Annotated in this window: 25 protein-coding genes; 9 read left to right on the forward strand and 16 right to left on the reverse strand. The window is 69.7% G+C overall.

Going from position 1 to position 26,704, the window contains the following annotated elements; translation table 11 throughout:
* Genes BIU91_RS12665 through iolC form a run of 7 tightly spaced genes read right to left on the reverse strand, consistent with a single transcriptional unit; the run spans position 1 to position 8,475 of the window.
* Entirely contained in the window at positions 1 to 1,074 is a 1,074-nt protein-coding gene (locus BIU91_RS12665) for a Gfo/Idh/MocA family oxidoreductase (RefSeq protein ID WP_017887102.1), read from the reverse strand.
* 44 nt (positions 1,075 to 1,118) lie between these two features.
* A complete protein-coding gene (locus tag BIU91_RS12670) occupies positions 1,119 to 2,072 on the reverse strand; it encodes a sugar phosphate isomerase/epimerase (protein WP_071405741.1) in 954 nt (317 codons plus the stop codon).
* Positions 2,073 to 2,105: 33 nt separating this feature from the next.
* Positions 2,106 to 3,995, reverse strand: a complete 1,890-nt coding sequence (iolD, locus tag BIU91_RS12675; protein ID WP_071405756.1) for a 3D-(3,5/4)-trihydroxycyclohexane-1,2-dione acylhydrolase (decyclizing) — start codon at positions 3,993 to 3,995, stop codon at positions 2,106 to 2,108.
* A gap of 17 nt (positions 3,996 to 4,012) precedes the next feature.
* The gene (gene iolB / locus BIU91_RS12680) at positions 4,013 to 4,936 is read right to left on the reverse strand and encodes a 5-deoxy-glucuronate isomerase (RefSeq protein ID WP_071405742.1); all 924 of its coding nucleotides are present in this window, start codon (positions 4,934 to 4,936) and stop codon (positions 4,013 to 4,015) included.
* Between the two features lie 8 nt (positions 4,937 to 4,944).
* The gene (locus BIU91_RS12685) at positions 4,945 to 6,456 is read right to left on the reverse strand and encodes a CoA-acylating methylmalonate-semialdehyde dehydrogenase (RefSeq protein ID WP_027464521.1); all 1,512 of its coding nucleotides are present in this window, start codon (positions 6,454 to 6,456) and stop codon (positions 4,945 to 4,947) included.
* On the reverse strand, positions 6,453 to 7,442 hold the full coding sequence (locus tag BIU91_RS12690) for a class I fructose-bisphosphate aldolase (protein WP_035807563.1): 990 nt from the start codon (positions 7,440 to 7,442) through the stop codon (positions 6,453 to 6,455). The genes BIU91_RS12685 and BIU91_RS12690 overlap by 4 nt, the downstream gene beginning before the upstream one ends.
* On the reverse strand, positions 7,435 to 8,475 hold the full coding sequence (gene iolC / locus BIU91_RS12695; protein ID WP_071405743.1) for a 5-dehydro-2-deoxygluconokinase: 1,041 nt from the start codon (positions 8,473 to 8,475) through the stop codon (positions 7,435 to 7,437). The genes BIU91_RS12690 and iolC overlap by 8 nt, the downstream gene beginning before the upstream one ends.
* A gap of 190 nt (positions 8,476 to 8,665) precedes the next feature.
* Here iolC and rmuC point away from each other — a divergent pair, with 190 nt between their 5' ends.
* Together rmuC and BIU91_RS12705 are read left to right on the forward strand one after the other, a co-directional pair.
* A complete protein-coding gene (gene rmuC, locus BIU91_RS12700; protein ID WP_071405744.1) occupies positions 8,666 to 9,928 on the forward strand; it encodes a DNA recombination protein RmuC in 1,263 nt (420 codons plus the stop codon).
* A 23-nt stretch (positions 9,929 to 9,951) separates the two neighbouring features.
* Entirely contained in the window at positions 9,952 to 11,052 is a 1,101-nt protein-coding gene (locus BIU91_RS12705; RefSeq protein ID WP_071405745.1) for a DUF1266 domain-containing protein, read from the forward strand.
* Between the two features lie 141 nt (positions 11,053 to 11,193).
* On the opposite strand, the gene BIU91_RS12710 is transcribed toward BIU91_RS12705, so the two are convergent.
* The 7 genes from BIU91_RS12710 to glpX form a co-directional block, all read right to left on the reverse strand.
* Positions 11,194 to 11,820, reverse strand: a complete 627-nt coding sequence (locus BIU91_RS12710; protein WP_071405746.1) for a hypothetical protein — start codon at positions 11,818 to 11,820, stop codon at positions 11,194 to 11,196.
* A gap of 192 nt (positions 11,821 to 12,012) precedes the next feature.
* On the reverse strand, positions 12,013 to 12,792 hold the full coding sequence (locus BIU91_RS12715; RefSeq protein ID WP_071405747.1) for an ankyrin repeat domain-containing protein: 780 nt from the start codon (positions 12,790 to 12,792) through the stop codon (positions 12,013 to 12,015).
* A 221-nt stretch (positions 12,793 to 13,013) separates the two neighbouring features.
* The gene (locus tag BIU91_RS12720) at positions 13,014 to 13,553 is read right to left on the reverse strand and encodes an RNA 2'-phosphotransferase (RefSeq protein ID WP_071405748.1); all 540 of its coding nucleotides are present in this window, start codon (positions 13,551 to 13,553) and stop codon (positions 13,014 to 13,016) included.
* 3 nt (positions 13,554 to 13,556) lie between these two features.
* Positions 13,557 to 13,922, reverse strand: coding sequence for a hypothetical protein (locus tag BIU91_RS12725; protein ID WP_071405757.1), 366 nt, complete (start codon positions 13,920 to 13,922; stop codon positions 13,557 to 13,559).
* A gap of 47 nt (positions 13,923 to 13,969) precedes the next feature.
* Positions 13,970 to 15,532 (reverse strand): putative T7SS-secreted protein, encoded by a 1,563-nt coding sequence (locus BIU91_RS12730; RefSeq protein ID WP_139196589.1) that lies wholly within the window; start codon positions 15,530 to 15,532, stop codon positions 13,970 to 13,972.
* A gap of 68 nt (positions 15,533 to 15,600) precedes the next feature.
* Positions 15,601 to 16,497 (reverse strand): hypothetical protein, encoded by an 897-nt coding sequence (locus BIU91_RS12735; protein WP_071405750.1) that lies wholly within the window; start codon positions 16,495 to 16,497, stop codon positions 15,601 to 15,603.
* A gap of 83 nt (positions 16,498 to 16,580) precedes the next feature.
* Positions 16,581 to 17,570, reverse strand: a complete 990-nt coding sequence (gene glpX, locus BIU91_RS12740) for a class II fructose-bisphosphatase (protein ID WP_017886722.1) — start codon at positions 17,568 to 17,570, stop codon at positions 16,581 to 16,583.
* A gap of 159 nt (positions 17,571 to 17,729) precedes the next feature.
* Between glpX and fbaA the strand changes: the two genes are divergently transcribed.
* Both fbaA and BIU91_RS12750 read left to right on the forward strand, forming a co-directional pair.
* Positions 17,730 to 18,758: a class II fructose-bisphosphate aldolase gene (gene fbaA, locus BIU91_RS12745; RefSeq protein ID WP_017886723.1), complete on the forward strand. Its 1,029-nt coding sequence runs from the start codon at positions 17,730 to 17,732 to the stop codon at positions 18,756 to 18,758.
* Between the two features lie 105 nt (positions 18,759 to 18,863).
* Positions 18,864 to 20,123 (forward strand): M18 family aminopeptidase, encoded by a 1,260-nt coding sequence (locus BIU91_RS12750; RefSeq protein ID WP_071405751.1) that lies wholly within the window; start codon positions 18,864 to 18,866, stop codon positions 20,121 to 20,123.
* A gap of 219 nt (positions 20,124 to 20,342) precedes the next feature.
* Here BIU91_RS12750 and BIU91_RS12755 read toward each other — a convergent pair whose 3' ends face one another.
* Both BIU91_RS12755 and BIU91_RS12760 read right to left on the reverse strand, forming a co-directional pair.
* Positions 20,343 to 21,089 (reverse strand): DUF6264 family protein, encoded by a 747-nt coding sequence (locus tag BIU91_RS12755; protein ID WP_071405752.1) that lies wholly within the window; start codon positions 21,087 to 21,089, stop codon positions 20,343 to 20,345.
* Positions 21,086 to 22,144: a 4-hydroxy-3-methylbut-2-enyl diphosphate reductase gene (locus BIU91_RS12760; protein ID WP_071405758.1), complete on the reverse strand. Its 1,059-nt coding sequence runs from the start codon at positions 22,142 to 22,144 to the stop codon at positions 21,086 to 21,088. Before BIU91_RS12760 ends, BIU91_RS12755 begins: the two co-directional genes overlap by 4 nt.
* A 132-nt stretch (positions 22,145 to 22,276) precedes the next feature.
* Here BIU91_RS12760 and xseA point away from each other — a divergent pair, with 132 nt between their 5' ends.
* The 5 genes from xseA to BIU91_RS12785 all read left to right on the forward strand — a co-directional run bounded on the left by xseA (position 22,277) and on the right by BIU91_RS12785 (position 26,662).
* Complete coding sequence (gene xseA / locus BIU91_RS12765) at positions 22,277 to 23,512, forward strand: exodeoxyribonuclease VII large subunit (RefSeq protein ID WP_071405753.1); 1,236 nt, start codon at positions 22,277 to 22,279, stop codon at positions 23,510 to 23,512.
* Positions 23,513 to 23,583: 71 nt separating this feature from the next.
* The gene (locus BIU91_RS12770; RefSeq protein ID WP_071405754.1) at positions 23,584 to 23,829 is read left to right on the forward strand and encodes an exodeoxyribonuclease VII small subunit; all 246 of its coding nucleotides are present in this window, start codon (positions 23,584 to 23,586) and stop codon (positions 23,827 to 23,829) included.
* Positions 23,826 to 24,461 (forward strand): DUF4245 domain-containing protein, encoded by a 636-nt coding sequence (locus tag BIU91_RS12775; protein WP_071405755.1) that lies wholly within the window; start codon positions 23,826 to 23,828, stop codon positions 24,459 to 24,461. Before BIU91_RS12770 ends, BIU91_RS12775 begins: the two co-directional genes overlap by 4 nt.
* A gap of 56 nt (positions 24,462 to 24,517) precedes the next feature.
* On the forward strand, positions 24,518 to 25,132 hold the full coding sequence (locus BIU91_RS12780) for a carbonic anhydrase (protein WP_027464510.1): 615 nt from the start codon (positions 24,518 to 24,520) through the stop codon (positions 25,130 to 25,132).
* A gap of 126 nt (positions 25,133 to 25,258) precedes the next feature.
* Positions 25,259 to 26,662 carry a class II fumarate hydratase gene (locus tag BIU91_RS12785; protein ID WP_084741224.1) on the forward strand — a complete coding sequence of 468 codons (1,404 nt, stop codon included), beginning with the start codon at positions 25,259 to 25,261 and terminating at the stop codon, positions 26,660 to 26,662.
* The last annotated feature ends 42 nt before the right edge of the window (positions 26,663 to 26,704 follow it).

Genomic DNA, 26,704 nt, shown 5'->3' on the forward strand with positions numbered 1-26,704 from the left:
TCAGGCCCCGGCGAGCGCGGCGGTCGCGTCGCTCGTCGCGTCGCTCGTCTCGTCGTAGAACGCCGGCTTGGTGACCGCGTACTCGACCACTTCGTGCGCGCCGGACTGCTGGGCCCGGACCGCGACCTCGGCGACGACGGAGGCGGTGTAGCCGTCCCAGGCGCTCGGCCCGTCGATGCCGCCGGTCCGGGCAGCGTCGACCCAGCGCTGCACCTCTTCGTCGTAGGCGGCACCGAAGCGCTCCTTGAAGGACGGCGTGACGCCCTGCGAGGTCGCTCCTGCTGCGACGAGCGAGAGCGACGTGTCGCGGCCGATGTAGGCGACACCGGACTCGAACACCGCGTCGGTGGTGACCTGGTAGCCGAACTGGGCGTTGACGTTGATCTCGACGATCGCCATCGTGCCGGACTCGGTGGTGAACAGGACGAACTGCGGCTCGGGCAGGTCGGCCGGCGCGAGGGAGTTCTTGCGCGGCTTCTTCACCTCGACGCTCGTGATCGCTTCACCGGTGAGGAACGGGATGATGTCGATCTCGTGGATCACCGAGTCGTGGATGAGCATCGACTCGCTGAAGTTCGGCGGCGTCGTCGGGTTGCGGTGCGCGTGGTGCAGGGCGAGCAGGGCGCCGTTCGCCCCCGACTCGCGCAGGGCCTTGAGCTCCTGGTACCCGGCGTCGAACCGGCGCATGAAGCCGACCTGGATGACGGGCCGGGCGGCGTGCTGCTGCTCGAGCTCGACGATGCGCAGCGAGTCCTCGGCACTGGTCGTCAACGGCTTCTCGCACAGGACGGTGAGCCCGCGCTCGAGCGCGGTCACCAGGATCGGCTCGTGCAGGAAACCGGGCGTCGCGATGATGACGGCGTCGATCTCGGTCTGCTCGAGCGCCTCGTCGAAGGACGCGGCGGTGATCGCACCGGGCGCCAGGGCGGCTGCCGCGGCCGCACGGGCCTGGTCGGGCTCGACGACGGCGACGACGTCGGCGTTCGAGATCTTGGCGGTGATGCGGCGGACGTGGTCGGCGCCCATCATGCCGGCGCCGACGACGGCGACGCGGAGGTTCTGCGTGGTGGTCATGGTGGTGTTCTCCTGGGGGTTGTTGACGCTGCGTGGACGGCGCGTCAGGAGGCGCGGGCGGCCGAGGTCGAGCTGAAGATGTGCTGGAAGGTGCGCTCGGCGATCGGGCCGGGGGCGTCGACGGAGCAGCCGTACATGTCCTGCTCGACGATGCCGAAGATGTCCGGGTTGATCGCGGCGACGGCCTCGATGATCGGGGCGAGTTCCGGGGTGCCGTGCGGCGGCTCGGTCATGATGCCCTGCGACACGGCGGTGGCGAACGGCACGTCGTTCTTGAGCACGTCGAACAGCAGGTCGGTGTCGACCTGCTTGAGGTGCAGGTAGCCGATGCGCTCCGGGTGGGCGGCGATGAGCTTGAGGTTGTCGCCGCCGTAGTAGGCGAAGTGGCCGGTGTCGAGGCAGAGGTTGGTGTACTCGGGGTTCGTGACCTCGAGGAACCGCACGGTCTCCTTGTAGGTGCCCACGTGGCTGTCCGCGTGGGTGTGGAACTGCTGGTGGACGCCGTACTCCTCGAGCAGCGCCTTGCCAAGCTGGTCGTGGCCCTTGCCGAGTCGCTCCCACTGCTCGTCGGTGAGCGTGCGCGCCTCGAGCACCTCTTCGGTGGCGTCCGAGCGCCACAGGTCGGGGATCGTCACCAGGTGCTCGGCGCCGAGCTTCGCTGCCAGACCGGCGACCGCGACGGCCTGGTCCCACGCACGCTGGAACTGGTCCTCGCCCTTGTGGAACCCGGTGAAGACCGTGCCCGCCGACAGCTTGAGCCCGCGGGACTCGAGCTCGTCGGACAGCTGCGATGGGTCGGTCGGCAGGTACCCGTACGGGCCGAGCTCGATCCACTCGTACCCGGCGGCGGACGCCTCGTCGAGGAAGCGCTGCCACGGCACCTGCTTCGGGTCGTCCGGGAACCAGACGCCCCACGAGTCCGGGGCGGTGCCGATGCGGATCGAGGCGGGCGCCGCGTCGGTGGCGGGGCTGCCGATGGGGGTGGCGGTGTCGGTCATGACGTCGCTGTCGCTTTCTGTCTCGTGAACGGTTCAGCCGAGCAGCGGACGCTGCGTGGCGACCTGCTGCTCGTACTCGGCGCGGGCGGCCTGGGTGCTGGGGAGGGTGGAGGTCTGCGCGACCGGCACGTCCCACCAGCCGTCGCCCTCGGGGGCGTAGACCAGCGGGTCGGAGTTGATGTGCACCAGGGTGGTGTGGTCGTTCGCCTTCGCCTGACGCAGCGCGGCCTTGAGGTCTTCGATGCTGTCCGGGCCGGGCTGCACCTCGATGACGTCGACGCCGTACGAGCGGGCGTTGGCGGCGAGGTCGACGGGCAGGGGCTCGCCGTTCTCGAACGACTCGGTCTCGTCGAGGTACCGGTACTTCGTGCCGAAGCGCTCGGAGCCGACGGTCTCGGACAGGTGCCCGATCGACGCGTACCCGTGGTTCTGGATGAGCACGACGATGATCTTGATGCCCTCGGCCACGGCGGTGACGAGCTCGGTGTGCAGCATCAGGTAGCTGCCGTCACCGACCATCACGATCGCGTCGCGCTCCGGAGCCCCGCGTCGCACCCCGATGCCACCGGCGATCTCGTAGCCCATGCACGAGAACGCGTACTCGACGTGGTACCCGAGCTCGTCGCGCACCCGCCAGAGCTTGTGCAGGTCGCCGGGCAGCGAGCCCGCCGCCTGGATCACGACGTCGCGCGGGTCGGAGACCGACTGCACGGCGCCGATGATCTCGGGCTGGCCGGGCAGGTCCGCGCCGGACGGCGCGAACGCGCCGTCGACGGCAGCATCCCACGCCGCCTTCAGCGAGGCGATCTCGGACGCGTAGCCGGGCTCGACGAAGTACGCCGTGTCCGACGTGAGCGACTCGGTCAGGGCGACCAGCGCCTCCCGGGCGTCCGCGATCAGCGGCAGCTGCGAACCGTGCTTGTAGGCGTCGAACGCGGCCACGTTGACGTTGACGAACGTGACGTCGGGGTTCTGGAACGCGGTCCGCGACGCCGTGGTGAAGTCGCTGTAGCGGGTGCCGATCCCGATGACGACGTCGGCCTGGGCGGCGATCGCGTTGGCGGCCGCGGTGCCGGTCGCGCCGATGCCGCCGAGGTACTGCGGGTGGTCCCAGACCAGGGATCCGCCGCCGGCCTGCGACGTGCCGACCGGGATGCCGGTGGCCTCGACGAAGGCGCGGAGCTCGTCGGCGGCGTCGGAGTACAGCACCCCGCCGCCGGCCACGATGACCGGACGCCGGCCGGCACGGATCGCGGCCACGGCACGCTCGAGCGGGCCGCGCTCGGGCAACGGACGGCGGATGTGCCACTCGCGCGGCTGCAGGAACGCGACGGGCACGTCGAACTCCTCGGCCTGGACGTCCTCGGGCAGGGCGATCGTCACCGCACCGGTCTCGGCCGGGTCGGTCAGCACCCGCATCGCGGCGAGGGCGATCGAGAACAGCTGCTCCGGACGCTCCACCCGGTCGAAGTAGCGCGAGAGCGGACGGAAGGCGTCGGTGACCTGCAACGACGTGTCGTGCGGCAGCTCGATCTGCTGGAGCACCGGGTCGGTGGTGCGCGTGGCGAAGGTGTCCGACGGCAGCAGCAGTGCCGGCAGCCGGTTCGTGGTGGCGAGCGCCGCGGCGGTCAGCATGTTGGCGGCACCCGGGCCGACCGACGCGGTGGATGCGTAGGTCGCACGGCGGCGGTGCATGCGGGCGAAGCCGACGGCCTCGTGCACCATCGCCTGCTCGTTGCGGGCCTGGTGGTACGGCAGCAACCCGGGCTGCTCGACGTGGAGCTGCTTGATGGCCTGACCGACCCCGGCGACGTTGCCGTGCCCGAAGATGCCGAAGATCCCCGGGATGGTGCGTTCGCGGACGTCGCCGTCGACGGTCCACTGGTTGGCCAGGAACTCGACGAGTGCCTGGCCCACGGTCATCTTCCGCGTGGTGGTGGTCACGCCTGCTTCCTTTCGTAGGGCAGTCGTGGGTCGATCGATTCCGATGCCCACGCCTGCCGGACCCACCCGTGGGACGGGTCGTCGGTGATGTTCCAGACGCGCTCCGGGTCGGGCCCGGCCATCACGTTCAGGTAGTACATGTCGTAACCCGGAGCGGCGACCGCCGGACCGTGCCAGCCGTACGGCACCAGGGCGACGTCACCGGTCCGGACCTGCCGGAACTCGTCGATGGCGCGGTCGTCCGAGGCGTACGTGCGGTGCAGGGCGAACGGGTCGGCGGCCTCGGGCGCGATCGACTCGAGCCCGCGGGACACCGCTGCCTCGTAGTAGTAGATCTCCTCGAGGTTCGACTCCGAACCGGGCACGCTCGTGTCGTGCTTGTGCGGTGGGTACGACGACCAGTTGCCGGCCGGCGTGATCACTTCGCACACGATGAACTTGACAGCGTCGAGCGCGGCCGGGGTGCCGAAGTTGTGCACCTGGCGGCTCGACTGCCCGGCGCCGCGGAGTTCCACGGGCACGTCCGGCCGGGCCACGTAGGTGGTCGGCTTGACGGTGTCGGTGGGGGCTTCCGCGACGGCGAACCGGCCGCTGCCAGTGATGGTGGCCGCGGAGCCCGATCCCAGGTAGAGGACGTCGGTGGGGCCGTCGAAGACGCTCCCCCGCCCCTGCAGGGTCTGCTCGCCGTCACCGGCGGCGCCCGAATGGGTCACGTGGAACGACCCGGCGAGCGGCACGACGATGCGCTCCACGGCGTCGGCCGGGAGGCGCAGCTCGCCCCCGTCGGTCAGCGCCCCGGTCCGGAGCCCGGTGTGCGCCCACCCCTCGATGCGACCGTCGACCACGTCGGTCCAGCCCGCCTCGGGCCGGGAGCCCGCCGGGATGAACCACTGGTCGTGCTGGTGCTGTTCGTTCGCCATGCCGCGGGTCAGTTGTTCGACGGGAAGCCGAGGTTGATGCCGCCGTGCGACGGGTCGAGCCAGCGGCTCGTGATCGCCTTCTGGCGGGTGAAGAAGCTCACGCCGTCGGCACCGTACGCCTTGTGGTCACCGAACAGCGAGTTCTTCCAGCCACCGAACGAGTAGTAGGCGACGGGCACCGGGATCGGGACGTTGATGCCGATCATGCCGACCTGCACATCGCGCTGGAACCGTCGGGCGGCGCCACCGTCGTTCGTGAAGATGGCGGTGCCGTTGCCGTACGCGCCGGAGTTGATGAGCTCGAGGCCCTCTTCGTAGGTGGCGACCCGCACGACGCTCAGCACCGGACCGAAGATCTCCTCGGTGTAGACGCGGCTGGTGGTGGGCACCTGGTCGATCAGCGTCGGCCCCAGCCAGAAGCCGTTCTCGTCGCCGTCGGGTCGGACGGTGCGGCCGTCCACCACAACCACCGCACCGTCCTGCTCTGCGACCTCGATGTACGAGGCGACCTTGTCACGGTGCTGCTTCGTGACGAGCGGCCCCATGTCGCACCCGCGACGACCGTCGCCGATGCGCAGGGTCGCCGCGCGGTCCTTGATCTTCTGGATGAGCTCGTCGGCCACCGGCTCGACCGCGACGACGACCGAGATCGCCATGCAGCGTTCACCGGCCGAACCGAAGCCGGCGTTGATCGCGTTGTCGGCGACCAGGTCGAGGTCGGCGTCGGGCAGGACGAGCATGTGGTTCTTCGCGCCGCCGAGGGCCTGCACGCGCTTGCCGTGCTTCGTGCCGGTCTCGTAGACGTACTGTGCGATGGGCGTGGAGCCGACGAACGAGATCGACTCGACGTCGTCGCTGGTGAGCAGGCCGTCGACGGACAGCTTGTCGCCGTTGAGCACGTTGAAGACGCCGTCGGGCAGCCCGGCCTCCTTGAACTTCTCGGCGAGCCAGATGGCGGCCGACGGGTCCTTCTCGCTCGGCTTCAGCACGACGGTGTTGCCCGCGGCGATCGCGATCGGCAGGAACCAGAGCGGCACCATCGCCGGGAAGTTGAAGGGGCTGATGATGCCCACGACGCCGAGCGGCTGGCGGATCGAGTAGACGTCGATGCCGGTCGAGACCTGGTCGGAGAACTCGCCCTTCATCAGGCTCGGGATGTTGGTGGCGAGCTCCACGACCTCTTGCCCACGGGCGATCTCACCCAGGGCGTCGTCGATGACCTTGCCGTGCTCGCTCGTGATGATCTCGGCCAGCTCGGCCTTGTCGCGGTTCAGGATCTCGCGGAATGAGAACAGGATCGCCTGGCGCTTGGCCAGTGACAGGTTGCTCCAGCCGGGGAACGCCGCCTTGGCGCTGCCGATGGCCGCCTGGATCTCGGACTCGTCGGCCAGCGCGACCTGCTTGGTCGCGACGCCGAGCGCCGGGTCGTACACGGGGGCGGTGTTGCCCGACGCGGATTCGACGCGCTTGCCGTCGATCCAGTGCCCGACGGTGGTGGTGGTCGTGTCGGTGAGCGTCATGCGTTGCTTCCTTCCGAGATGGACGAGTCCATGGTGGTGGCGCCCGCGAGCCGAGCGGCTGGGTCGTGGGCATCTGTGGAGAACCCGCCCCGGGCCTCCTGGCTGTGGACGAGACCGGCGGCCACGTCCACGGCGGCGGCGACGTCGCCGTCCGAGGGGTAGAGCAGGGTGCGGCCGACGACCAGGCCGCGGACACCGGGCAGGGCCAGGGCGTCAGCCCACTTGGCGTACGTCTCCAGCGGGCGCGAAGCCGGGTCGCCGCCGAGCAGCAGCGTCGGGAGCGTCGTCGCGGCCATCACGCGCTCCATGTCGTCGACGACGGGGATCTTGAGCCAGCTGTAGGCGCTGGACTCACCGAGTCCCGCCGCGATCGCCATCGAGGTGATCACGGCGTCGGCCGACAGGTCGTTGACGACCCGGCCGTCCCGCCACTCGGACATGAACGGCTCGAGCATGATCGGCAGCTGGAGCGCCGCGGCCTCGCTGACGGCGCGGGCCGTGGCCTCGAGCGTCGGCGCGGTGCCCGAGTCCTCCAGGGCGATGCGCACCAGCAGCTTGGCGAAGTCGAGCCCGGAGTCCTTGATCGCCTGCGCCGAGTACGCCGTGTAACGGTCGTCCATCTCGAACGTGGCGCCGCGGAGTCCACCGCGGTTCATCGACCCGACGACGACCTTGCCGTCGAGGGCACCGAGCAGCGCGAGGTCCTCGAGGATGTCGGGGGTGCCGAGCACGCCGTCGACCCCCGGCCGGCCGAGGGCCGTGACGAGCCGCTCGAGCAGGTCGTAGCGGTCCGCCATCGCGGACTCGTCGTCGCGCACCGCCAGCGCACCGCGTGCGGGGTGGTCGGCGGCGACGATGAAGAGCTTGCCGTCGTCGGCCAGCAGGGAGCGCTTGCGGCGGGCGTCGAGCGTGGCACGCACCAGGTCGGGCTGGCCGGCACGGATGTCGCGGAGGCGCTGGAAGTCAGCGGGGCTGAGCTCAGGCATGGGTCTTCTCCTTGGTGTACGTCTCACCCGTGTGCGTCGCACCCGTGTGCGTCGTGCCCTCGGCCGGGTTGTCGGTCAGGAACTGCTCGATCTCGTCGCTCGTCGGCATCGCCGTCGAGCACTCGAACCGCGTCGCGACGATCGCGCCGGCGGCGTTGCAGAACGCAAGGATCCGCTCGAGGCTCCAGCCCTGCAGCAGTCCGTGGGTCAGCGCGCCGCCGAAGCCGTCGCCCGAGCCGAGCCCGTTCACGACGTCGATGTGGTGCGGACGGAACTCGACGAACTCGTCGCGGGTCTTCGCCAGCACACCCTTCGGCCCCTGCTTGACGATCGCGATCTCGACACCGCGGTCGAGCAGCGCGTCGGCGGCGCGGACCGGGTCGGTCTCACCGACCGCCACCTCGCACTCCTCGCGGTTGCCGACGGCGACGGTGGCGTGCTCGAGGGCGATCGCGACCTCGCGCGTCGCGGCCTCGGGGCTCGACCAGAACATCGACCGGTAGTCCAGGTCCAAGACGGTGTGGGTCTTCGTGCTGTTCTGCGCGGCGGACCGGGCTTCGTACGCGACGTGATGCGCCTGTCGGCTCGGCTCCTCGCTGAGGCCGGTCACCGTGGTCCAGAAGATCTTCGCGCGCTCGATCTCGTGCAGCGGCAGGGACTTCGCCGTGATCATCAGGTCCGGCGCCTTCGGGGCCCGGTAGAAGTAGAGCGGGAAGTCGTCCGGCGGGAAGATCTCACAGAAGGCGACGGGGGTGTTCAGCCCCTCCACCGTCTCGACGAACGCGTTCGCGACCCCGTACTCGGGCAGTGTGCGGGCGATGTACCGGCCGAAGGGGTCGTTGCCCGTCCGGGTGATGACCGCGGCGTCCGCGCCGTGTCGAGCAGCGGCGATGGCGACGTTCGTGGCGCTGCCGCCGACGGACTTCGAGAAGGTCGAGACGTCCTCGAGCGGGCCGGTCTGCTGCGGGTAGATGTCGACGCTGACGCGTCCCATCGTGATCACGTCGTAGGCGTGGGGAGCTTGGTTCGTCATGCGACGCGGTGGACCTTCCGTGCGGCTTCATCGGCGGACGATCACGACTGTACACCCTGTTTGCCCTAATGTCATGACATGGATTCCGTGGTCCGTCACGTTGGTCCCGTGGCGCTGGTCACGCTGGTTCTGCGGGGCGCGCCGGAGTGCCGGGAGGCGCGGTGTCGGTGGGTTCTGCCAGGGTCGCGACATGCAGATCCTCGCCCTGGTCATCGGTCTCGTGATCGGCATCGCCGTCGGTGCGGTCGTCGCCTGGTCGCTCGCCCGCTCGCGCGCGGGCATCGACGCCGCGTCGTCCCGTGCGACGGCCGAGGCGCTCCGCGGCCAGCTCGAGGCGGCCCGACGCGACGCCGAGGAACGCCTCGACGCCCAGGACACGCAGTACCGCCGCCAGGTCGACTCGCTCGAACGGCGCTCCGCCGAGCTCGAGCACCTGGTGCAGCGCATGCACGGCGTCGACGCGGCACGGAACCAGAACGAGTCCAAGGTGCTCTCCGCGCTCAGCCCCGTGGCGCAGACGCTCGACGTGATGCGCACGAAGATCGCCGAGCTCGAGCAGTCGCGGAGCGAGCAGTACGGCGCGCTGTCGGCGCAGCTCCGGTCGGCCGCCGAGTCCGAAGAGCGCCTCCGCACCACGGCCGACACCCTGGCCAGTGCCCTGTCGTCGAACAGCACGCGCGGCGTCTGGGGCGAGACGCAGCTGCGCAACGTCGTCGAGGCCGCCGGGCTGCTCGAACGCGTCGACTTCGACGTGCAGTCCTCCGTCACCACCGCCGTCGGCTCCGCCCGCCCGGACATGGTCGTGCACCTGCCCGGCGGCAAGACCATCGCCGTCGACGCCAAGGTGCCGTTCAGCGCCTACCTGCAGGCCGCCGAGATCCCGGCGACCGCCACCGGTGCCGAGGCTGCCCGACGCGACCAGCTCATCGCTCAGCACGTCAAGGCGCTCCGAGCGCACGTCGACGCCCTCGCCGCACGGGAGTACTGGACCGGCTACGACGCCTCCCCCGAGCTCACCGTCGCGTTCATCCCGTCGGAGTCGCTCATCTCGAGCGCCCTCGCCGCCGACCCCGGCCTGCTCGACCACGCCTTCCGCAAGCGCATCGCCCTCGCCTCACCCGTGACCCTGTGGTCCGTGCTCAAGACCGTGGCGTTCTCGTGGCAGCAGGACGTCGTCTCGCAAGAGGCCCACGAGCTCTTCAAGGTGTCCCGCGAGCTCTACGGCCGGCTGTCCACGATGGCCGGGCACGTCGACAAGCTCGGCCGCTCGATCCGCGGTTCGGTCGTCGACTACAACCGCTTCGTCGGGTCGCTCGAACGCCAGGTCCTGCCGAGTGCCCGTCGGCTGTCGCTGCTCGACGAGTCGAAGGTGATCGCCGACCCGTCCTCGATCGAGGACGAGCCGCGGCTGCTCACGGCGCCGGAGCTCGTCGGCGCCGTCGACGAGGACTGAGCTGCTCGCTACGATCGATCGTCATGGGGGAAGCACTGCAGAACCATCCCGGCGACCGCGAGTTCCCGGTCCGTCCACGCTGGCGGCACCGGGCGATGGTCGCCAAGGCGCGGAAGCAGACCGGGCGACGACGGGACCGCGCCGCAGCGTGGATCACCATGGCGATCGCGATCGTGGCATTCTTCGTCGCCCTCGTCGCCGCCACAGCCGGTCCGTACGACGTCCGGGCGCACTTCGGGTACGGCATCCAGGCGGTGTGGCGCTGCTTCCTGATCGCCGTCGTCGTGTGGTTCGTGCTGACCTTCATCACCTCGCTCCGTGACATCGGGCTGCCGGTGCGGGAACAGCGGCGGTACCGGGAGCGCACCGGTGCCCGCGAGCTGCCCGTCCACCGACTGCAGCAGCTGGCCCTCGCCTCGTTCGGCGACTTCCACGACGGATGGTGGCCGGCGTCGCTCGCCCCGTACGGTTCGCGGGTGGAGCTCGGCGGCGAGTACCTGCAGGACACCACGCCGTCGCCCTTCGTGACCATCCCCCTGCCCCCGCTGACGTTCCTGCGCCGCGAACTCGACGAGACCTACAAGATCGCCAGCGGGCGGGATGCACAGGCCTTCGCCGTCGACCTGCTCGGTCCGAAGAGCGTGTCGTGGCAGTTCCTCGCGTTGAGCCGATCCGCCGAGGGTGAGACCCGGCTCACCCGGCTGTCCTCACTGCTCGGCACCGACCCGTGGGCAGGGTCGAGCCTGCTCGAACGCCGAGCGGACCGCCCGCCGAAGCTGCTCTGGTCGATGGACGTCAAGAACGCGGTCACCGCCGTCAGAGGTGCGTACGCCGCCGGGCTCCTGAGCGAGGACGATGCCTGGTCGTCGATCGACCTGGTCTCCGATGTCGCCTTCACCCTCTTCGACTCGTGGGACGACTACTTCGACAACCTGCGGGCCGCGTACGCCCTGGTCTACGACGAGCTCAAGACGGTGCAGGAGTTCGATGCCGGGCGGCGTGAGCTCTTCGCCTCGAACTGGCCGGTCACGCGGTTGCCGTGGCCGGGGTCGCCGGGGGCGCTGCTGCCGCGGACCGTCAGCGACCCGCTGTGGGCGGACGAGGACGACGCGTCGGTCTCCTGACCACGACAGGATCACCGTCGGGGCGACGGCTCATGCGTCGGAGTACCCGGGGAGCGCGCGGACGGCCTCGGCGTTGCGGGCCCACACATGTTCTTTCGCAACGAGAAGGCCATCGGTCATTCTGCCTGGTCAGCTGACGAATCAGATGAGGGGGTTACCCTCGAGGACCTTCTTCGGTAACGCTTCCCAATCACCAAATTCCGGCGTGTTCGCCCAGTTCGGCTCGACGTCAACTCCGTGGAACTGCTCCAGGTCTTTTGTATGTTTGGAGTGATCGATCCGCGTGCGCTGCCCCTCGCCGTTCGGAGACAGGTGCAATTGATTGGAGAACAGGGGCTTGTTGGCCAGTGCACGTTCCTTCGGTCTGAAGTCATCAGGTTCGGGGAAGATCTTGTAGATCACTTCGCTGAGGAACAGCCGTCCGCCCCACCGGTTCGAATACGTGGCAAGGGTCACATTGCGATTGTTTGCGTCCCAAACGAACACTTGGAAAGCTGGCCCGTCGACGGCAATACCGCCCCGAGGCGTGACCTCCATGGTCCAGGACGGTACAGCGGATGCGGGATCGATTTCAAAGCCGCCGTCGTCCCGCCTCACGAAGGTGCCGACGCTCGGCTCGGCGGGGACCACAGTGAACCAGTCCATCTGATCATCCTGATGCTGGTGCCAACGCCCGCGACACTCTTGCTCGCTCAGGAATCCTCTCGGATCCGGCGTCCGGGTGAAGTGATTCCACTTCTGCATGTAGAGGTATCCGTGCTCGATCACGGGTTCCTCAATTGTCCTCGAGTTCTCGGCTCTACCGAATCTGAACATCAATCACCCTTGGCATTGAAAGAAGCACCGCGCCAATGTGCGTCAGCCCGCGCTGGGGGAAAGTTTCTGGGCACATATCGAGCGCCGACGCCATCCACGCTCTCGTCAAGCCGTAGTTCAGTCAATTGAATGCCTCTAGATCATTCACGCCGTCTGCCTCCGCTCGAGCTTAGCCGCACGATCGAGCACCTTGATCAACGGCTTCGGCGCCAGGAACGCTCGTGCCAGCCCTTGAGCGGTGAAGCCGTCTGCACCGACCAACCTGGCCTTCGCTCCGGCACTCAGCATTGCACTGGCGCCAGCCACCGCGTCGTCCACAGAGACCGGATGTGGGTTCGATCGATTCGGTCGCACGGGGAGAGAACGTCGTACGAGCAGTCGGAGCGGTGTCTCTCCAGCCACGGCAGAGTTGAGCAGAGCCGCATCGGCATGAACTGCTGATTGGATGTCGATGAGGGACCCATGCGTAGCGGCCTCGAACACGACCGATACGCCCGCCTCATCATCCTCGAACACCCGATCCTGCTGCAGCATGGCGATGAGCCCGGCGGGTGCGTCCCCCAAGATTCGGGCATAGCTCAGTGGGGTCGCACCAAGGTCGTTGACATGGAACGGATCAGCGCCGGCGTCGAGCAAGACGGCGACCGGATCAAGTCCGCCGTCGCCCGAGTTCGTCACTGCGAGCTGCAGCGGCGTCGTCCCCCAACGGTCCGGCGAGTCCACCTCCACCCCGAGGTCCAGGAGTGCTCGCATCGCATGCACCGCACCGGTCTGAGCCGCGAAGTGGAGGGGCGTGAGGGCGTCGGCATTGGCGCGTGACGCTGAAGACACTTCGAAGCCTTCCGACGCGATCCTCGTGATCGCCTGCGGATCGTCCGCGATGATCGCATCCCAGAACGCAGAACTGTCCATCGCTGTGCTCATCGGATGATGCTATCCAGGACGTCCACGCCACCCGACTGCAAGCCCAGCTGGTCGGATCTGCGCTTCTTCCGAGCAGTCTCACGTCTGATGAGACGAGACTGCTGTCGCCCCCTTGCACTCGCGGGAGACTGAGAGATCGATCCGTTCGACGGGTGACCGTCTCGAGCGCATCGCCCCAGCAATGCAGGAGCCCCGCTACTCGCGCGGCTGAGGCATGCGCGTCATTCCGCCGAGATGTACCGCGCGGGAACGAGCAAGGCGAGGGTCACCCGGTCGTGGCCCTCCGAGAACTCCACGCCCTCCAGGTGCGCCCGAGCTGCATCGATTCGCAACAGGACGGGAGCGGTGGACTTGCGCCGCCCCGCCTGCATCGCCAGCTCGCGATCGGTCGTCAGATGCGCGTACTGGCGCCCCATCGGCAAGAGCCCGTCGCGCAGGATCGACTCAGCCGCAGCGGGGGAAGTTGCGTGCCAGAGCACCGGCTGCGGAACGATCGACGGCTTCACGATGCGCTCGTCCGTCGAGTGCCCGTACTGAGCACGGATCCGGTCGCCTTCGACGGCGAAGCGCTGCTTGTCGGACTCGGCGACCACTCGGCGCAGATCTTCCAACGATGCCTGAATGCCCGACCGCTCCAAAGCGTCGGCAAGATCTGCGAGCGGGACGCTCCCGTCAGCACCGAGTTCCAGCCCGTACGCACCCGGTTCGTGCCGCAACGCGTGCGACATCGCCTTGCTGATCGACGCGTCCCTACGAGGCATGTCTCAGTCCTCTTCCTGCTCCGCGAGCCACGCTGCTCGATGCTCCTCCATCTCCTCCCACCAGACGTCGAAGGACGTCCACTGCCCCCGGTACTCCGTCCCAGGCGAAGCAAAAGTATGGATGATCAGCACGGGAGGGTCGCCCGAATGGTCGCCACCGTCAAAGCAGAACACATCGTCAGTGTCCTGGTGCTTTGCGAAGGGTACGAGGGAACGGACCGGATACTGCTCCCCAACGATGTCGACCCAGTTCTTTGTCTGGTTCTCGTACTCAGACGTCCACATGAAGGGATCGATGTCGGGAAGCGGGTCTTGTGCAAGGGCACGTTGGAAGCGCTCGGGATACTGAAATCCTTCGGGCGCGATCAAGCGCGCCTCGACTTGCCGTTCCTCAACGGTTGTTAGCCTACGTTCCCTCACTGTGGCCCTCCGGTTATCTTCGGGAGGTCATGAGATCCGGCTGGATTCGCTTTCGACCAATTCGCGCCTTGCGACTTTATCCGAACCTCAGCAGCCTCCCCCCACGTTTTGGGCTCGGTGTGGCCACGCTTCGTGAAGCGTTCAACCTCTCTTGCGGTCAACGCCTCGTTGTGCTCGTGCGCTCGGGCCTGCACCGGAGTGTCAGTTTCGCGCGCCGCCCTGATCCGTGTGTTGTCTATGCTCGTGACAGCTCCGTCGGGCATCTCGACGACATCCACAGGGTCACCGCGCCAGCCGCCGTCACGCATGCTGTTGGTGATGTCGTCGTAGTTGGAAGGTTTGCCGGTAGTTCGGTCGATCCTGTTGAAGGAGACGGTCTTCTGCGAGAACCGAACAGCACCAGGTTCGAACGGCCGAACGACTCGCTGCAGGGGTGTGAACAGCTTGCCCAGCTTGGACGTCGCATTGAAGGCAGTGACCTGCTTTGCGATCACGTCACGTCCACGTGCGAATCGACTGCCGACGTGTAGCAGCGAGGTCGCCCGTCCGCCCTTGCTCGCCATCCGCATCGCCCGAGCCGTGACCCCTAGGCCGCCCGCAAGGGGGACGCAGTCGACGAGGGCCCAAGCGAGGTCCCACCCGTCGGCTTCGCCCTTGCCCATCTTGTACAACGTGTCCACCAACACCACGAGCGCGATCGCCGCGATGACCAACGTCCACGGCCCCGGGATGATCATCGCGATGATCCCACCCACCGCCACGACGACCTTCGCGATGGAGACGATGGCCTCCCATTTCTCGGACCCGAAGATCTTGTCCCACGTGGACTGCTTCCCGAGGCCCGCGTCGGCAGCTTCACCGATCTTCGTCGCGGTCCGCTGCTCCGCGTCCTGCCAGTCACCCTTCGCGTCCGCCACGAGCCGCTTCGCCGCATCGATCCGCGACTGCGCCGCCGAGATGTCCCCCTGCGCCGAGCTCACGGACCCCTGTGCGACGGAAGCGTTGTCGGATGCTGCCCGCAACTGTGCCGGCGAGGGAACATCCACCCCGTCCGGCACGTCGGAACCTGCCGGGTACTTGTCCGCGACCTTCGACAGGTCCTTCGACGTCGACTCGTAGTGCGACAGCGTCGACTGCGCATCCGCCAACCGGTCCTGCGCCGCGGCGAGGTCTCCGGTGGCGTCCTTCGCGTCCGCCAAGGCACCATCGGCCCGGTACTGGGTGTCATCGACCGTGTCAGCCCACCCCGACAACGCCGTCGCGGCGAGTTCGTACGAATCGACGAGCTTCGTCAGGTCCGACGGGGTGTCCTCGATCGCGTCGACGAACACATCCGCGGCCTCACCCTCCCAGTCGGTCAGCCACCCGGACCCCTTCACCGACTTCAGCCGGGTCGAGGCGTCATCGGCCGCGTCGGAGATGCGCTGGTACTCCCGCGCCATCATCCGCAACGTCGACGGATCCCCCTTGACCGGGTCATCACCCTGATCGACAACGTCCCACCCCGACGGTCGCCCCATCATTCCTCCCCAGGTCCGATCTCTCGCGCCGTTGTCCACAAGCGCGCGAGTGTGACCATATCAGGGGGCAGCGACGGGGACGAGTGCCACCGACCGGGGTCGACCCGTCAGAGGGCCGCGCGGACCGACTCGAGATCCGGGAAACCGCGGAGCCGGTAGCGCGTCGGGCGGACCTCGAGTTCCTCGATCAACCCGGAGGCCAGCTCCCGCAGCCGACCGAACGGCACGGGCTGCGTCTGCCCGTCGAGGGTCACGAGCACGATCGTGTCGACCGCGGCGACGACGGTCTCGACGTCCTCCGTCCACGACGAGTACGAGAAGGCCGGGTCGTCCTCGGCCAGCCGGGCGACCGAGACCGCACCGACGTGGACGTCCTCGCCCCGCCGGTCGAACGACTCCTGCAGGGCGTCCTGCTGCAGGTTCGCGGCGGTCGCCGTCCAGAGCGCACGGATCGTCCGGAGCTCGCCGTCGAGTGACGGGTGCTCGAACCGGACCCACCCGTCACCGCGCAGCACCATGGGCGGTCCGCTCAGGACCTCGCCCTCGTCGTCAGCCAGGATCTGCTGGGCGACACCGGCCGCGACCTGGAGCCCGTCCTCGTCCTGGTCGCCGGTGACGATGAACGTCGTCGGCGCGACCGGGAAGACCACTGCGCTGCCGCGGAACTCGATGCCCTGGAACGCCTGCGGTGCGAGCACGAGCACCACGGCGAGGTCGGGGTCCTGGATGACGATCGTGCCGGGCTGGATCACCGCAACGTCGCCTCCGGCCTGCTCCTGCGCGGCGGCGACGGCTGCGCGCAGGACGTCGTCGTCCACCCAGCCCATCTCGGCGAGCGCCGGCGCGGTGAGGATCGCGCCGTCCTCGTCCGCCAGGATCACGCCGAGGTCGGGCGCCACCGGCACGACGTGCGGCAGCCGGTCGGCCGTGCCGTCCGCCTCCGCGTGCAGCGTGCGGATACCCGCGGTGTCCAGTCCGACGATCCGTGCCGTTGTCGCAGTCATGCGTCGAGCCTACGCAAGGGCTCGTACAACGGGGCGCCGCCGGAAGACCGGCGACGCCCCGAAGCGGCGGACGATCGTCCGGCCTAGAACCACTTCTCCGCACGGTGGTCCGCCTGGATGCGGCGGATCGTGTTCGAGCGCGAGCGGAGCACGAGCGAGTCGGTGTGGATGACGCCGCGCGAACGACGGACACCGTCGACCAGGACGCCGTCGGTGACGCCGGTGGCGACGAAGAACGTGTTGTCCCCCGTGACCAGGTCGTCTTGGTCGAGGACCTTGTCCAGGTCGTGGCCGGCGGCGATGGCGCGCTCGCGCTCCTCGTCGTCCTTCGGCTGGAGCTTGCCGAGGATCACGCCGCCGAGCGCCTTGATCGCGCACGCCGTGATGATGCCCTCGGGGGTGCCGCCGACCCCGACGCACATGTCGATGGTCGAGCCGGGCAGTGCGGCGGCGATGCCACCGGCGACGTCACCGTCGAGCAGCAGTCGCGTGCCGGCACCGGTCGCGCGGATGGCGCGGATCAGCTCGTCGTGGCGCGGGCGGTCGAGCACGGCGACGACCATGTCCTCGAGGTCCTTGCCCTTGGCCTTCGCCAGCGCGCGGATGTTGTCGCCGATCGGCTTCTCGAGGTCCAGGACACCGCGGCCCTCGGGGCCGGCGGCGATCTTGTCCATGTAGAAGACGGCGGAGGGGTCGTACATCGAGCCACGGTCCGAGACGGCCATGACGGAGATGGCGTTCTGGCGGCCGGCGGCGGTGAGCGAGGTGCCGTCGATGGGGTCGACCGCGATGTCGCATGCCGGACCGTGACCGTTGCCGACGTGCTCGCCGTTGTAGAGCATCGGGGCGTTGTCCTTCTCGCCCTCGCCGATGACGACGACACCGTCGAAGTTCACCGTGCCGAGGAACTTGCGCATCGCGTCGACCGCGGCGCCGTCGGCGAGGTTCTTCTCACCACGCCCGACCCACGGCTGCGCACGGATCGCGGCGGCCTCCGTCGCACGCACGAGCTCGAGCGCGAGGTTGCGGTCGGGCTGGAGGAACAGGGAGCCGGTCTCAGTCGTGGGAGTCACGACCCGAGCCTACCGACCGGCGGCCGACCGACGGTCCGGACACCGGGCCCGTGCACGCATGTGCACGCCGGACGTGAGCCGACCGCGTAACCCGGACCGCGCCTCCAGAGCTTCTGACTACGATCGGCGGGGACATCACCGAAGTCGAAGGAGATCCACGTGCCCATCGCAACGCCGGAACAGTACGCCGAGATGATCGAACGCGCGAAGGCGGGCAAGTTCGCGTACCCCGCGGTCAACGTCTCCTCCTCGCAGACCATCAACGCGGTCCTCCAGGGCCTGCAGGAAGCCGGTTCCGACGGCATCCTCCAGGTCACGACGGGCGGTGCCGACTACTTCGCCGGCCACACCATCAAGAACCGCGCAGCTGGGGCCCTCGCGATGGCGAAGTTCGCCCACGAGGTCGCCAAGAACTACGACATCACGGTCGCGCTGCACACCGACCACTGCCCGAAGGACGCCCTCGACGGCTTCGTCCTGCCGCTCATCGCGGCGAGCGAGGAAGAGGTCCGGCAGGGTCGCAACCCGATCTTCCAGTCGCACATGTGGGACGGTTCGGCCGTGCCGCTCGACGAGAACATCGAGATCGCGAAGACCATGATCGAGAAGACGCGGAACATCAACGCGATCCTCGAGGTCGAGATCGGCGTCGTCGGCGGCGAAGAGGACGGCGTCCAGCACGAGGGCACGAACGACGCGCTCTACACGACCCCGAACGACGTCGAGAAGGTCGTCGACGCGCTCGGTCTGGGCGACAAGGGCCGCTGGATCGCGGCGCTCACCTTCGGCAACGTGCACGGCGTCTACAAGCCGGGCAACGTCAAGCTCCGTCCCGAGCTCCTCGGCGAGATCCAGGCGTCCGTCGCGGCGAAGCACGGCACCGGCGAGAACCCCCTCGACCTCGTCTTCCACGGCGGCTCCGGCTCGACCGACGACGAGATCCACGAGGCCGTCCGCAACGGCGTCATCAAGATGAACATCGACACGGACACGCAGTACGCGTTCACCCGCTCGATCGCGGACTCGATGTTCCGCAACTACGAGGGTGTCCTGAAGATCGACGGCGAGGTCGGCAACAAGAAGCAGTACGACCCCCGCGCCTGGGGCAAGGTCGCCGAGACCGCCATGGCGGCCCGCGTCGTCGAGGCCGCGAAGGTCCTCGGCTCGGCCGGTCACGCCAAGGGCTGAGCACGTCCGTCCGGCCGGGTCCACCGGCCTGGAGGAACGGGGTGCGTCCGACGGACGCGCCCCGTTCTGCGTCGGGTCGCCTCCACCGCGTGCCACGATGGGCGGGTGACCGTCGACGCCATCGCCTCCGAGTTCGCCCAGTTCGTCACCGAGTCGCCCACCGCGTTCCACGCGGCGGCGGCGACCCGTGACCGTCTCGTCGCAGCCGGGTTCACCGAGCTGTCCGAGCTCGACGCCTGGCCGACCGAACCCGGTGCGTACGTGGTGGTCCGCGACGGCGCCGTCATCGCGTGGCGTCTGCCCGACGGTGCCGTCCCGACGACGCCGTTCCGGATCCTCGGCGCCCACACCGACTCCCCCGGCTTCCGCGTGAAGCCGAACCCCGGCGTGCGCACCGGGGGCTGGGAGCAGCTCAACGTCGAGGTCTACGGCGGCGCGCTCCTGTCGACCTGGTTCGACCGTGATCTGCGGATCGCCGGCCGGGTCGTCGACGCCGACGGCAGCGTGCGGCTCGTCAGCACCGACGCCGTCGCCCGCATCCCGAACCTCGCGATCCACCTCGACCGCGGGGTGAACGACGGCAAGGAGATCGACCGCCAGCGCCACACCCTGCCGATCGTCGGGGTCGACGGCGACGCCGGTGGGACCTCCGTCGTGGAGTGGCTGCTCGCCCGGCTGGGCGAGGGCGCGGTGTCGTGGGACCTGTTCCTCGCCGACACCCAGGCGCCGGCCCGGATCGGCATCGAGCGGGAGTTCCTGGCGTCCGGCCGGATGGACAACCTGACGAGCGTGCACGCCGGACTCCGGGGCATCGTCGACGCTCCGACCGACGGTGACCACATCCCGGTGTTCGCGGCGTTCGACCACGAGGAGATCGGGTCGTCGACGCCGTCCGGTGCCGGTGGTCCGTTCCTCGAGGACGTCCTCGGCCGTGTGCAGGAGGGCCTCGGCGCCACCCGCTCCGAAGCAGCCCGGGCGTTCCGTGGGTCGTGGCTGCTGTCGAGCGACGCCGGGCACCTGGTGCACCCGAACCAACCGGAGAAGCACGACCCGACGAACCGTCCGCGCCCCGGGGCCGGTCCGCTGCTGAAGATCAGCGCGAACCAGCGCTACATGACCGAGGCGAAGGGCGAGGCCGTCTGGGCCGCCGCGTGCGAGACCGCCGGTGTGCCGTGGCAGCCGTTCGTCAACGTGAACACGATCCCCGGCGGCTCGACCATCGGCCCGATCGCGGCGACCCGGCTCGGGATCCCGACGATCGACATCGGCGTCGGACTGCTGTCGATGCACTCGATCCGGGAGCTCGTGCACGTCGACGACCTGGCTGCCCTGCACGGAGCGGTCGCGGCGTTCCTGGCCGGCTGACCTCCGGCCGGCGTCGGCGGGCTGGGGTGGTCGCGACTCCCCGCGCGCGCAGGGCCGAAGGGTCACGAACTGTCGGTTGCGCCGGTGCCAGACGACACTTCGTGACCGCTCGACGGCGGGGCCGCGGCGTGTTCCGACCACTCGGCGCGCGAATGCCGGCGCCGCGAGCAGCCCGACGGTCAGGCGGTCAGGCGGTCAGGCGGTCAGGCGGTCAGGCGGTCAGGCGCCGGACTGTCGCAGCATGAAGTCGACGAAGGCCTGGTCCTGCATGACCACGACGACGAACGCGATCGTGCTGATCGCCGTGGCGACGACCGCGCCGACCAGCGGCACCCAGAACGTCCGCTTCCGTGCGCGGAGCCGACGGATGGACCACCAGGCGACCAGGGCGAAGACGACGACGTTGGTGATCGCGGCGATGGTGGCCGCCGTGCTCAGGGCGCTCGGGTCGTTCAGCGCCGTGTACTGGGTCTCGAGGGTGCGCCGCACGGTGGAGGCGACCTCGCCCACGGCCAGGGACTGCACCACGGAGACCAGCCCGAAGGCGAGCAGCCCGACGGTGAGCACGAAGTCCGCCGGTGTGCGACCGAACCGGCTGCGGGCCATCGACCGCTGCGCCCCAGAAGGGACTGCACCGGAGCGAGCGTCCGTACCGGCGCCTCCGCCACGGACGCCGTCGCTCGGAGCAGCGTCGCGCACGCCGGTGGCGGGGGCCTGGTCCTGCCGCTCCCGTGCCTGACGCTCCCGCTCCTGGCGTTCCTGCTCGACGAGGACCGGGTTCACCCAGCCCTCTGGTGCGTACTCGCCGTACCCGGGGGCGGGACGGCCCTGGGGCCGACCGTTCGCGGGACCGGCGGCCGACGTCGCGGACGCACCCCGGGCCTCCTGGCCGGTAGCAGCGCCGGCGTCGCCGTGGTTCGCCGGGTCGCGACGCGGGACCGAGGACCAGCCGTCCGAGCCGCTCATGCCCGACGCCCGCCGAGCGCGCGCGTCGGGTTGCCCGAGGCGTCGGTGCGGAGCTCCTTGGGGAGCGAGAACATCAGGTCCTCGTGGGCGGTGACGACCTCTTCGACGGCGGCGTAGCCGGCGTCGGCGAGCTGCTCGAGCACCTCGGCCACGAGTTCTTCCGGAACGGACGCACCGCTGGTCACGCCGACCGTCTCGACGCCGTCGAGCCATTCCTGCTGGATCTCCTCCGCGTAGTCGACGCGGTAGGCGGCGCGGGCACCGTGCTCGAGCGCGACCTCGACCAGGCGGACGCTGTTCGACGAGTTCGCGGAGCCGACCACGATCACCAGGTCGGCACCGGGCGCGACCTTCTTGATCGCGACCTGGCGGTTCTGGGTGGCGTAGCAGATGTCGTCCGACGGGGGGTCCTGGATGGCCGGGAACTTCTCGCGCAGCAGCCGCACGGTCTCCATCGTCTCGTCGACGCTGAGCGTGGTCTGCGACAGCCAGACGAGGTTGTCCGGGTCGGGGACCGACAGCGCGGCGACGTCGTCGGGGCCGTTCACCAGGATCGTGCGGTCCGGGGCGTGCCCCATCGTGCCCTCGACCTCTTCGTGGCCGGCGTGGCCGATCAGGATGATGGTGCGCTCGGCCTTGGCGAACCGGGTGGCTTCGCGATGGACCTTGGTGACGAGGGGGCAGGTGGCGTCGATGGCGTGCAGGTCGCGCTCGGCGGCACCCGCGACGACGGCCGGCGACACACCGTGCGCGCTGAAGACGACGTGCGAACCCCGGGGGACCTCGGCCACGTCGTCGACGAAGACGGCACCGCGCTGTTCGAGCGTCGAGACCACGTGCACGTTGTGGACGATCTGCTTGCGGACGTAGACGGGCTCGCCGTACTGCTCCAACGCCTTCTCGACCGCGACGACCGCGCGGTCCACCCCCGCGCAGTAACCACGGGGGGCTGCGAGCAGCACCTTCTTGGGGCCGGCGACCGGTTCGTCACGCAGTCGACCCCGTGCCGCGTGCACACGCGGCGGGGCGAGCGGGACCGTGTGGCCGTTGGTGATCGTCACGTCCCCGATGATAGGTGAGCGGCACGCACGCGACCTGGGCGCGCGGAGTGCCTGTGGAGAACACGACGTCCGTCGCCTGTCACCGGTCTCGGGCACGATGGACGTCCCAGCAGGACGAGGAGCGACATGGCGATCGAACAGGGCCCGCCGACGGCCGACAACCCGTGGCCGGTGGCGCTCCTCGGCGCGAAGCTCCGCGACTGGATCGACCGACTCGGCACCGCGTGGGTCGAGGGCGAGATCACGCAGTGGAACGTCGCCGGCGGCAACGTGTACGGCAAGCTCAAGGACGTCGAGGTCGACGCCACCGTGTCGTTCTCCATCTGGTCGAGCGTGCGCTCCCGGGTGCCGGCGGACATCAAGCAGGGCGACCGGGTCGTCGCCGCACTCAAGCCGAACTACTGGGTCAAGGGCGGCTCGCTGACCATGCAGGTCGTCGAGATGAAGCACGTCGGGCTCGGTGACCTGCTCGAACGCCTCGAGCGCCTCCGCCGCACCCTCGCCGAGGAGGGGCTGTTCGACCCGTCCCGGAAGCGGCGTCTGCCGTTCCTGCCGCACCGCATCGGCCTGATCACCGGCAAGGACTCCGACGCCGAGAAGGACGTCAAGCGGAACGCGCAGCTGCGGTGGCCCCAGGTGGAGTTCCGCACCGTGCACACCGCCGTGCAGGGCGAACGGACCGTCGGCGAGGTCACTGCGGCGATCCTCGAGCTCGACGCCGACCCCGAGGTCGACGTCATCATCATCGCGCGCGGCGGCGGCGACTTCCAGAACCTGCTCGGCTTCAGCGACGAAGGACTCGTCCGTGCGGCGGCCGCGGCCTCGACCCCGATCGTCTCGGCGATCGGGCACGAGGCCGACCGCCCCATCCTCGACGAGGTCGCCGACCTGCGCGCCTCGACCCCGACGGACGCCGCCAAGCGGGTCGTGCCCGACGTCGCCGAGGAGCTCGCCAACGTGCGGGCAGCCCGCGCCCGGCTCGGGCTCCGGCTCTCGCACACGCTGTCGGTCGAGGCCGACCGGCTCGCCGCGCTGCGGTCGCGCCCGGCCCTGGCGTCGACCGCGTGGCTCGTCGACACCCGTGCGGAAGAGGTCGCCCGCGACCTGTCCCGCGCCCGCGAACTGCTCGACCGCCGGCTCGAGCGCGGGCACTCCGAGGTCGGGCACCTGACCGCCCGGCTCCGGGCACTCTCGCCGCGCGACACCCTGCGCCGCGGGTACGCCATCGTGCAGCGGGCCGACGGGGGTGTCGTCCGCGGCACCGACGACCTGTCCGGAGCGACGCCGGTGCACGTCACGCTCGGTGCCGGCACGGCCACGGGCACGCTCGAACCGGACGGCCCCGGCCCGGACGGCTCCTGACCACCACGGGTGTTCTCCACAGCCTGGGTCCGGGCGACGGATCGTCGGTGGACGCTCGGTAGGATCGACCCGTGCCATCCCAGCAGGAACCCGAGCAGACCGACGTCCAGTCGCTGAGCTACGAAGCGGCCCGCGACGAACTCGTGCGCGTCGTGAGCGAGCTCGAACAGGGCTCCGCGACCCTCGAGCGTTCGCTGGCGCTCTGGGAACGGGGCGAAGCCCTCGCCGCCCGGTGCGAAGAGTGGCTCGTCGGCGCCCGCGCACGGCTCGACGCGGCCCGTGCCGCCAGCGACGCCCAGGACGGCGCCGGCCGATGACCGACGCCAACGGCCGCCCGATCGTCGCCGAGCTCGGTCGCCCCGAGACGGCAGAGGAGACGTGGGCCCGCAAGGACGCCGCCCGGACCGCCCGCCGGCAGCACCAGACCGCGTTCAACCTGGTCATCGCGCTCATCGCCTCGCTCGGCATCGTGCTGTTCCTGGTGGCGGTCGTCGTCCGGCCCGACACCACGGTGGACCGCACCGTCGACTACCAGCAGATCGCGGCGAAGGCGAACGTCGACGACGTCACCCTGGTGGCGCCGCCGCTGCCCGACGGCTACAGCGCCAACCGCGCGGACTTCGCCAGCAAGACCACCGACGGCGTGGACGTCTGGACCGTCGGCTTCGTGACGCCGGACAAGCAGTACCTCGGTCTGCAGCAGGGCATCGACGCCAACGCCTCGTGGGTGTCGAACCAGCTCGACCAGCGCCCGTCCACCGGTGACCGCACCATCGGCGACACGGAGTGGACCGTCTACGACCGCCGCGCCGAGGGCACGGATGCCGGCAACCACGCGTACTCGCTCGTCTCGACGTTCGGCAAGAACACGATCGTGCTCTCCGGCACCGCCGACGACAAGGCGTTCCGGACCGTCGCGACCGCCGTCTCCCGAGAACTGACCGAGTAGACGACGGGCACCGCCCCGCCAGTCACCACCCCGTCCCACCCGAACCGAGGAGCCCCATGCCCGACCGCGCCGCCTCCACCCCGTCCGACGCCCTGCGCCTGCTGGTCGACGGCAACGCCCGCTTCGCCGCCGACAAGCGCCGGATGGGTCGCGTGGACCCGGACCGCCGCACCGAGCTCGAAGGATCGCAGTCGCCGTTCGCGACCGTCCTCGGCTGCTCGGACTCGCGGGTGCCGTTCGAGCACGTCTTCGACGCCGGCATCGGTGACCTGTTCGCCATCCGCAACGCCGGCCAGATCGTCGACGACGTCGTGCTCGGCTCGATCGAGTTCGCGGTCGTCGCCCTGGGCACGCCCCTGGTCGTCGTGCTCCGGCACACCCGGTGCGGTGCCGTCGCGGCAGCGCGCTCCGGTGAGCCCGTCCCCGCCCCGCACCTGCAGGCCCTCGTCGACGCGATCGCCCCGAGCGTCGAGAAGGTCCGACTCACCGACGCCGAGCTCCCGCAGGAAGCCGTCGGCGCCGCGCACCTCGAAGCCACCCTCCGCCAGGTGATCGAGCGCTCCGGCGCAGTCTCCGACGCCGTGGCCGAGGGTAGATTGGCCGTCGTCGGGGCGACGTACGACCTCGCCACCGGAGAAGTCACCATCGACACCGTCGTCGGCCAGGTCTGACCGACCCGACGACGACCGAGCCAGACGAAGAGCGACCCCGACGACGACCGCCCCGGCGACCCCGGGGCGCAGGCACGGGCCGGCGCGACCGCGACCGGCGAGCACCCCAGGAAGGACCACGACGACGTGACCGACACCACCCCGACCGAGTTCCGCATCGAGCACGACACCATGGGCGAGGTACGGGTGCCGAAGTCGGCGCTCTACCGTGCTCAGACCCAGCGCGCCGTCGAGAACTTCCCCATCTCGGGCACCGGGCTCGAGTCGGCACAGATCGTGGCGCTCGCACGGATCAAGCGTGCGGCGGCCATCGTCAACGGTGAACTCGGCATCGTCGAGCCCGCCGTCGCCGACGCCATCGCCGGCGCCGCCGACCTGATCATCGGCGGGCAGCACCACGACCAGTTCCCGGTCGACGTCTACCAGACCGGCAGCGGCACGTCGTCGAACATGAACATGAACGAGGTGCTCGCGACAATGGCGTCCGACATCGCGGGCTCGGCGGTGCACCCGAACGACCACGTCAACGCCTCGCAGTCGTCGAACGACGTCTTCCCCACCTCCGTGCACGTCGCCGTGACCGAGGCGCTCCTCCGCACGCTCGTGCCCGCCCTCGAGCACCTCGCCGAGTCCCTCGAGGCGAAGGCCACGCTCTGGGCCGACGCCGTGAAGTCCGGCCGGACGCACCTGATGGACGCCACGCCCGTCACCCTCGGGCAGGAGTTCGGCGGCTACGCCCGCCAGATCCGCCTGGGCATCGAGCGGGTGCAGGCGACGCTCCCCCGCGTCGCCGAGGTCCCGCTCGGCGGCACCGCGGTCGGCACCGGCATCAACACCCCCAAGGGCTTCCCGCAGCGGGTCATCGCCCAGCTCGCGAGCGACACCGACTTGCCGATCACCGAGGCCGTCGACCACTTCGAGGCGCAGGGTGCGCGTGACGCCCTGGTCGAGGCCTCCGGTGCGCTCAAGGTGCTCGCCGTCAGCCTGACGAAGATCAACAACGACCTGCGCTGGATGGGCTCGGGTCCGAACACCGGCCTGGGCGAGCTGCACATCCCCGACCTGCAGCCCGGCTCCTCGATCATGCCCGGCAAGGTGAACCCGGTGATCCCCGAGGCCACCCTGATGGTCGGCGCCCGGGTCATCGGCAACGACGCCACCATCGCCTGGGCCGGTGCCTCGGGTGCGTTCGAGCTCAACGTCGCCATTCCGGTGATGGGCACGGCGCTGCTCGAGTCGATCCGCCTGCTGGCGAACAGCTCGCGCGTGCTCGCGGACAAGACCATCGACGGCCTGCAGGCGAACCTGGAGCGTGCCCGCGCCTTCGCGGAGTCCTCACCGTCGATCGTCACCCCGCTCAACCGGGTCATCGGCTACGAGGCTGCCGCCAAGGTCGCGAAGTACGCCGTCGCCGAGGGCATGACCGTGCGCGAAGCCGTCGTGGCCCTCGGCCACGTCGAGCGCGGCGAGGTCACCGAGGCGCAGCTCGACGAGGCGCTCGACGTCCTGAGCATGACCCACCCGAACTGACGCGACGCTCCTGACGCGCCCACAGGACGGACGGGAGGCCCG

It is taken from the genome of Curtobacterium sp. MMLR14_002 (genome assembly GCF_001864975.1).
GTDB lineage: Bacteria > Actinomycetota > Actinomycetes > Actinomycetales > Microbacteriaceae > Curtobacterium > Curtobacterium flaccumfaciens.

Coding starts and splice junctions, on each gene's coding strand:
- BIU91_RS12755 (WP_071405752.1), bottom strand. CDS start 21,089: ATGAGCGGCTCGGACGGCTGGTCCTCGGTCCCGCGTCGCGACCCGGCG.
- BIU91_RS12690 (WP_035807563.1), bottom strand. CDS start 7,442: ATGCCTGAGCTCAGCCCCGCTGACTTCCAGCGCCTCCGCGACATCCGT.
- BIU91_RS12670 (WP_071405741.1), bottom strand. CDS start 2,072: ATGACCGACACCGCCACCCCCATCGGCAGCCCCGCCACCGACGCGGCG.
- BIU91_RS12775 (WP_071405755.1), top strand. CDS start 23,826: ATGACCGACGCCAACGGCCGCCCGATCGTCGCCGAGCTCGGTCGCCCC.
- rmuC (WP_071405744.1), top strand. CDS start 8,666: ATGCAGATCCTCGCCCTGGTCATCGGTCTCGTGATCGGCATCGCCGTC.
- BIU91_RS12685 (WP_027464521.1), bottom strand. CDS start 6,456: ATGACGCTCACCGACACGACCACCACCACCGTCGGGCACTGGATCGAC.
- iolB (WP_071405742.1), bottom strand. CDS start 4,936: ATGGCGAACGAACAGCACCAGCACGACCAGTGGTTCATCCCGGCGGGC.
- xseA (WP_071405753.1), top strand. CDS start 22,277: ATGGCGATCGAACAGGGCCCGCCGACGGCCGACAACCCGTGGCCGGTG.
- BIU91_RS12665 (WP_017887102.1), bottom strand. CDS start 1,074: ATGACCACCACGCAGAACCTCCGCGTCGCCGTCGTCGGCGCCGGCATG.
- BIU91_RS12720 (WP_071405748.1), bottom strand. CDS start 13,553: ATGCCTCGTAGGGACGCGTCGATCAGCAAGGCGATGTCGCACGCGTTG.
- BIU91_RS12715 (WP_071405747.1), bottom strand. CDS start 12,792: ATGAGCACAGCGATGGACAGTTCTGCGTTCTGGGATGCGATCATCGCG.
- BIU91_RS12705 (WP_071405745.1), top strand. CDS start 9,952: ATGGGGGAAGCACTGCAGAACCATCCCGGCGACCGCGAGTTCCCGGTC.
- iolD (WP_071405756.1), bottom strand. CDS start 3,995: ATGACCGTGGGCCAGGCACTCGTCGAGTTCCTGGCCAACCAGTGGACC.
- BIU91_RS12735 (WP_071405750.1), bottom strand. CDS start 16,497: ATGACTGCGACAACGGCACGGATCGTCGGACTGGACACCGCGGGTATC.
- BIU91_RS12780 (WP_027464510.1), top strand. CDS start 24,518: ATGCCCGACCGCGCCGCCTCCACCCCGTCCGACGCCCTGCGCCTGCTG.
- iolC (WP_071405743.1), bottom strand. CDS start 8,475: ATGACGAACCAAGCTCCCCACGCCTACGACGTGATCACGATGGGACGC.